The sequence below is a fragment of the Nocardioides pocheonensis genome (assembly GCF_003725535.1).
Classification (GTDB): Bacteria; Actinomycetota; Actinomycetes; order Propionibacteriales; family Nocardioidaceae; genus Marmoricola; species Marmoricola pocheonensis.
In genome coordinates, this window is record NZ_RJSF01000007.1 from 281,974 (window position 1) to 287,973 (window position 6,000).

A 6,000-nucleotide genomic window follows, 5' to 3' on the forward strand; every position below is an offset into this window, starting at 1 on the left:
TGCGGGGGAGAAGTGAGGCCCGTCACCGGTGGATCAACGGTAGAAGCGGGGAATTCCCGGGACATAGGTCGACCGCGCCGGACATGAGGACCTGAGCGCCACGTTTGATCACGCGCCCGGCACCGCTGAGTGCGCAGCACGCGTGGCTGCGTAGCTGGCAAAGGCCTCCAGCAGGGATGGATCGTCGATCGAACGCGCTTCGGCGACCGCTGAGACTTCGTCTCCTTGCAGGATGCGCTTGACCGGGACTTCGAGCTTCTTGCCCGTTCGGGTGTGCGGAATCGCCCTGACGGCGATCACGTCGTCGGGCACGACTCGGGACGAGACCGCCTCACGGATCCGCCCGACAATGCGCTCGCGGAGCGCGTCATCGAGATCGGCGTGGTCGGCTAGTGCGACGAACAGCGGCATCCAGTACTCGCCGTTCTGTTGCTCCGCGCCGATGACGAGCGCTTCCGCCACCTCCGGGAGCTCCTCGACGACGCGGTAGATGTCGGCGGTGCCGATCCGGATCCCGTTTCGGTTCAGCGTGGAGTCAGAGCGTCCGTGGACGATCACTGTGTTCCGTTCGGTGATGGTGATCCAGTCACCGTGCCGCCAGACGCCGGGGTAGGTCTCGAAATAGGACTCGCGGTAGCGCGTGCCGTCGCCGTCGTTCCAGAATCGGGTCGGCATGGACGGCATCGGCTGGGTGACGACCAGCTCCCCCACTGCGTCGCGCACGCCAAGCCCGTCGGCGTCCCACGAGTCCAGGGCGACGCCCAGGTAGGCGGCCGTGATCTGCCCGGCCCGCACGGGCAGGATCGGCACGAAGCCCGCGAATCCGCTGACGACATCGGTACCCCCCGTTACCGAGGCGAGCGGCACGTCGCGGCCGACGTGATCGGCAACCCAGGAGTACAGCTCCGCTGGGACGACGGAGCCGGTGGCCCCGAGGGTCCTCAATCGGCTCAGATCGTGGTCGGTACCGGGTGACCGACCTGCTCGCGCGCAGGCCTGGAGGTAAGCCGGGCTCGTGCCGAGCACGGTGACCCGGTGCCGGGCTGCCAGAGCCCACAGCGCGTCCTCGGTCGGGTACGACGGACTTCCGTCGTAGCAGACGATCGTCGCGCCGACGAGGAGGCCGCTGACGAGGGAGTTCCAGACCATCCAGCTCGGCGAGGTGTACCACAGGTACGTGTCGGAAGGGCCCAGGTCGAGATGGAGAGCCAAGGCTTTGAGGTGCTCGAGCACGATGCCACCGTGGCCATGAATGAACCCCTTCGGCTTCCCCGTGGTGCCCGAGGAGAACAGGACCCAGAGGGGGTGGTCGAACCGAACCTGCGCGGGAGTCATGGCCGGTCCATCCCCGTTGACTGCCTCCACCCAGGGCGTGGTGCCTGGGGGAACGCTCCTGCCAGGGTGAAGTCGATCGACGACGAGCACCTCGCGCAGCGTCGGCATGCCAGCCTGCAGGGCTGACAGGGCTGCGAGCCGGTCGACCTCGCGCCCGCCGAAGCGGAAGCCGTCGGCCGTGACGAGGACTACCGGTTCGAGCTGTCCGAGCCGGTCCACCACGGCTTCGGGTTGGTAGTCCTGTCCGCAGCACGACCAGGTCGCTCCGACGCTCGCGGTGGCGAGGAAGGCGACGACTGCCTCCGCAATGTTGGGGAGGTACCCGACCACACAGTCGCCCTCTCCGACGCCCCGGTCGCGCAGCCAGTTCGAAAGCGCGGAGACCTGGCGGGCGAGCTCGGTCCAGGAGACTGTCCGCGGTCCGGGGCCGCCAGGTTCGGAATCGTCGATGATCGCCGGGCGGGACGACGTGGCGTGGCTCAGCACTGTGTCGACGTAGTTCAGCCGCCTGCCCGGAAACCATTCGGCAAAGGGCATCTCCCGCGTGGCCAGCACCGGCCCGACACCGGTCATCTGGACCCCGAAGAAGTCCTTGACGGATGCCCAGAAGTCGTCCGGTCTGGTCACTGACCATTCCCACAGGGACTGGTAGGAGGCGACCTTCGAGCGGCCCGTGGCCTGAAGCCAGTCGATGAACTCACCGATCCGGGCGTTGGCGACCCGTTCTGCCGAGGGCGACCAGGCGATGTCGCCATCTGCGGTCACGCCCGGCGTGCCATCCGTTCGGATATCCACATCTCCACCCTTCTTCAAGGCCTCGTCCCAGGAGGCTCGGAGCACTTGCGACGGCGGCGTAGCGGCCGGCGACGCACCGCCGGTCCCTTCCCACGCGCGTCTCCCGTCAGTGCGGGAATCAGCAGCCGTGGTGCTCCCGATACTCGGTCGGCGAGACCCCGAAGTGACGGCGGAACTCCCGGCCGAGGTGGCTGGGGTCGTAGTAGCACCACCGGTGAGCGATCGTCGCGATGGTCATGTCCGTGTGCACGAGGTCGTCGCGGACCGCGGCCAAGCGCCGGGCGCGCACGACCGCCATCATGGTGTCGCCGGTCAGCGAGAATGCCCGAACGACCGTTCGTGCAGAGACGTTGTGTGCCGCTGCGAGATCCTCGATGCGGATCGGACCGCTCCGAAGATTGTCGGTGATCCAGTCGTCGAGCTGCGCACGCAAGGCAGGCAGACCAGCCCGAGGTGTCACGGACCCGCGCTCTGCGCGGATGACTCCGGCAGTCAGCGTGACCAGCGCCTCCCGGGCCGCCTCCACCTCCCGGGCGCTCATGGCTGGTCGTCGGCTCCAGACCTCGTCAAGGACCATGAGCAGGACCCCAACCAGTGGCCGATCCTGCTCGAGCACGAGGCGCGCAGGAATGTTCGCGTCGCAACCAGCTGCCACGAGCACGGTGCGCGGCAAGGCCAGCGCTCGTCTGACGATCCGCTTCTGCGGTGTGAATCCGTCACCGTCGTCGCCAGGGAGACCAGCCAAGACCACCACGACGTCGCGCTGCGCGTCACGAGCCTCACCCAGCGACAGCGCGCCGTCCAGGGACAGACAGTCCCAGTCCACGAGCTGGAGGTCGCCGACCTCCCGCGTACGGAAGTGCACGGCGTCGTCCCGCCTCTGACGCAGTGGAACCTCCACGGGCCCCACAACGTCGCTCAGCGCACGCTCCCAGCGGCCCCCAGTTCCGTGCGCGTCGAAGTCGAGAACATCGATTTCGGTGGCTGCGGTCGCGGTCATCGTGGCCTTCCAGAGCAACGGACTGGGTTTGATCGGTCTGACCAGCCTGCTTGTGGACCACCGAGGGGGCATTGTGTGAATGACGTATCCCATTACCTATCTGCGCTCGAGCCCGACGGTTCCCCGTGGATGGCGCCGGGGCTAGGCTGGCTGGACCATGGCCTCGCGGTCGGCGAACCCGCCGGATAACCTCCCTGCGGATCTGACGAGTTTCGTGGGTCGTCGATCCGAGGCGCACGCTGTCCGACAGCTGCTCTCCGCCGACCGGCTCGTGACCCTGACCGGGGTGGGTGGGGTCGGCAAGACGCGCCTTGCGTTGCGGGTTGCCCATGACCTCCGCCGCGCGTTCCCGGATGGGGTCTGCCTGGTCGAGCTGGCTTCCTTGAAGGATCCGGACCTGTTGCCGCACACGCTGTTGGCCGCACTCGGGATCCGCGAGCATTCCGCACCGGCGACTCTGGTCCTCAGCGACTACTTGCGTGCCCGACACATCTTGTTGGTCCTCGACAACTGCGAGCACATCCTCGTGGCGACCGCCGACCTGGCGGACCGACTGCTTCGAGTCGCGCCGAAGCTGCGGATTCTCGCGACGAGCAGGCAAGCACTGAGGCTCGCCGGCGAGCACGTGTACGCCGTGCCGACGCTACCGGTGCCCGACGTGGATGTCCGTCTCGCGCCGGGCACCGCGACGCAGTTCGCGGCGGTCGACCTGTTCGCTGCCCGGGCGGCTGCGGTCGTCCCGGGCTTCGAGATCACCGCTGACAACGAGCAGGCGGTCATCCAGGTCTGCCAGCGGCTGGAGGGGATCCCGTTGGCGCTCGAACTGGCAGCAGTTCGGTTGCGGGTGCTCACCGTGGAAGAGCTCGCGCATCGGCTCTCTGGTCGGTTCGAGCTGCTCCGCGAGGGCAGCCGCAACCTGCCGGAACGACATCAGACCCTCGAGGCGCTCATCGACTGGAGCTACGAGCTGTGCACTCCGGCGGAGCAGACCCTGTGGGCGCGCGCATCGGTGTTCGCGGGCGGGGTCGGTCTTGACGCTCTCGAAGCCGTCTGCGCCGACGAGCTCCTCGGTGAAGAGTCCATTCTCGACACGGTGGCCGGGCTGACGGACAAGTCGATCCTGATTCGAGGCGAGCACGGCGGACGTGTCAGGTTCAGCATGTTGGAGACCATCCGGGAGTACGGCCAGGCCCGACTACGAGAGTCCGGCTCCGAACCGGAGGTGCAGCGCAGGCACAGGGACTGGTACTGCCGGCTCATCGAGAAGGCTGCCGCGGAGTGGTTCGGCCCGGGACAGGAGGACTGGGCGGCTCTGCTCCGCGTGGAGCACCCGAACGTGCGCGCCGCCCTCGAGTACTGCCTCGCGCGGCAAGACGAGGCGCGCGTCGGACTACGAATGGCGGGCCTGCCGTGGTTTCTCTGGGCTGCGCTCGGGTTCATGACCGAGGGCCGCCTGTGGCTTGATCGGGCGTTGGCCATGGATCACGAACCGAGTCTCGAACGGGTTTGGGCGCTGGGCACCGCTGCTGACATCGCTGTCTTCCAGGGCGATGAGGCTGCCGCTACTGCGTTGATCGACGCCGCCCACGACCTTGCCGGCCGGCTGGACGACCCGAAGGGCCTGGCCTACGCAACCCATATGCGCGGACTGCGCGAGCTGGGCGCGGACCCGAGCGCGGCGATTCCCTTGTTGGTCGAAGCGCTCGAGCGATACGAGAGCGTCGACGTACCTGCCGACTACCCCAACAGCGTGCGGCCTGCACTGACCATGGCCTACGTACTGTCCGGCGATCTTGACAGAGCTGCGGAGGTGGTCGAGGAGGCGTGCACGCAGTGCAAGCAGGCCGGCGAACGTTGGCTGTTGTCCTACGCCATGTGGGCGAAGGGGTTCTTGCGGCTCCTCCAGGGCGAGCTCGAGCAGGCCGAGGCCGATCTGTGCGAGGCGCTCCAGCTCAGGCGGTTCACCCCGGACAGCCTGGGCTTGGCGTTCATCCTGGACGCACTCGCCTGGACCGCCGCCGCGAGCGGCGAGTGCGAGCGGACCGCGGTGCTCCTCGGCGCATCGGACCAGGTCTGGCAGACCGTCGGCGTCCCTCTGTTCGGAGCGAAACACCTCCTCGCCCGGCGCGACCAGGCCGCGGATCTGGCTCGCCAGGCGATGGGCAACTCTGGTTTCGACACCGCGTTTGCCCGCGGAGGCCAGCTCGCGGTGGACGACATGCTGACCTTCGCCCTGCGGGAGCGCCGCGTCTCCCCCGTCGCGTCCCCACAGGCCCACAACGTGCTGACACCGCGAGAGCGCGAGGTCGCGGACCTGGTGGCTCAGGGATTGTCCAGCAAGGACGTGGCCGCCAAGCTGGTGGTCTCCCGACGCACCGTCGATGCTCACGTGGATCACATCTTCGCGAAGCTCGGGTTCAACTCGCGTACTCAGATCGCAGCCTGGGTGGCACAACAGCACGCGGCAGAGCCACCCGATCAGTGACGGCCGCGCGACGTCGGTCGGGGAAAGCCCCCTGGCCGGGGTACGGGACCGCTGAGGTCCGCGCCAGGAAGGCCATCGCGGTCAGCATGCTGGCGCTCATCAGGGTGAGGTAGAGGCGACCGATCCGCCGATGGACCCTCGGCCGCCTTCGCATCGCCGCGGACTGCTGGAGCACCGCCAGGACGAGAGCGACAGCTCCCAACGTCGTGTGCACGAGCATCACGACCCGGTGGTCGACGTAATCCACGGTCCGCACGGTCCGGACAGAGTCGACCCCGATGGCATACGCCCGGCCATCAATCGCCGAGGTCAACGCATCCTGGAGACGCGGCGCGTCTGGGTCGAAGGCGAACCACATGTAGGTGAGGGCAAGCGGGGCGTACAA

4 protein-coding genes are annotated in these 6,000 nt (G+C 67.9%); 1 reads left to right on the top strand and 3 read right to left on the bottom strand.

The genetic code is table 11. From position 1 onward, the window contains the following. Nucleotides 1-108: 108 nt before the first annotated feature. Both EFL26_RS04525 and EFL26_RS04530 read right to left on the bottom strand, forming a co-directional pair. Complete coding sequence (locus EFL26_RS04525; protein ID WP_123221671.1) at nt 109-2,130, bottom strand: acetoacetate--CoA ligase; 2,022 nt, start codon at nt 2,128-2,130, stop codon at nt 109-111. Between the two features lie 118 nt (nt 2,131-2,248). Further along, complete coding sequence (locus EFL26_RS04530; protein ID WP_123221672.1) at nt 2,249-3,130, bottom strand: helix-turn-helix domain-containing protein; 882 nt, start codon at nt 3,128-3,130, stop codon at nt 2,249-2,251. A gap of 157 nt (nt 3,131-3,287) precedes the next feature. Between EFL26_RS04530 and EFL26_RS04535 the strand changes: the two genes are divergently transcribed. Next, nucleotides 3,288-5,615 (top strand): ATP-binding protein, encoded by a 2,328-nt coding sequence (locus tag EFL26_RS04535; RefSeq protein ID WP_123221673.1) that lies wholly within the window; start codon nt 3,288-3,290, stop codon nt 5,613-5,615. Here the strand turns inward: EFL26_RS04535 and EFL26_RS04540 are convergent. Further along, nucleotides 5,548-6,000 (bottom strand): DUF2306 domain-containing protein (locus EFL26_RS04540; RefSeq protein WP_123221674.1); only part of this gene is annotated, 453 nt, incomplete at its 5' end. The genes EFL26_RS04535 and EFL26_RS04540 overlap by 68 nt on opposite strands.

Bases quoted from the DNA above. Each gene is read 5' to 3' on its own strand.
- EFL26_RS04530 (WP_123221672.1), bottom strand. From the start codon at position 3,130: ATGACCGCGACCGCAGCCACCGAAATCGATGTTCTCGACTTCGACGCG.
- EFL26_RS04535 (WP_123221673.1), top strand. From the start codon at position 3,288: ATGGCCTCGCGGTCGGCGAACCCGCCGGATAACCTCCCTGCGGATCTG.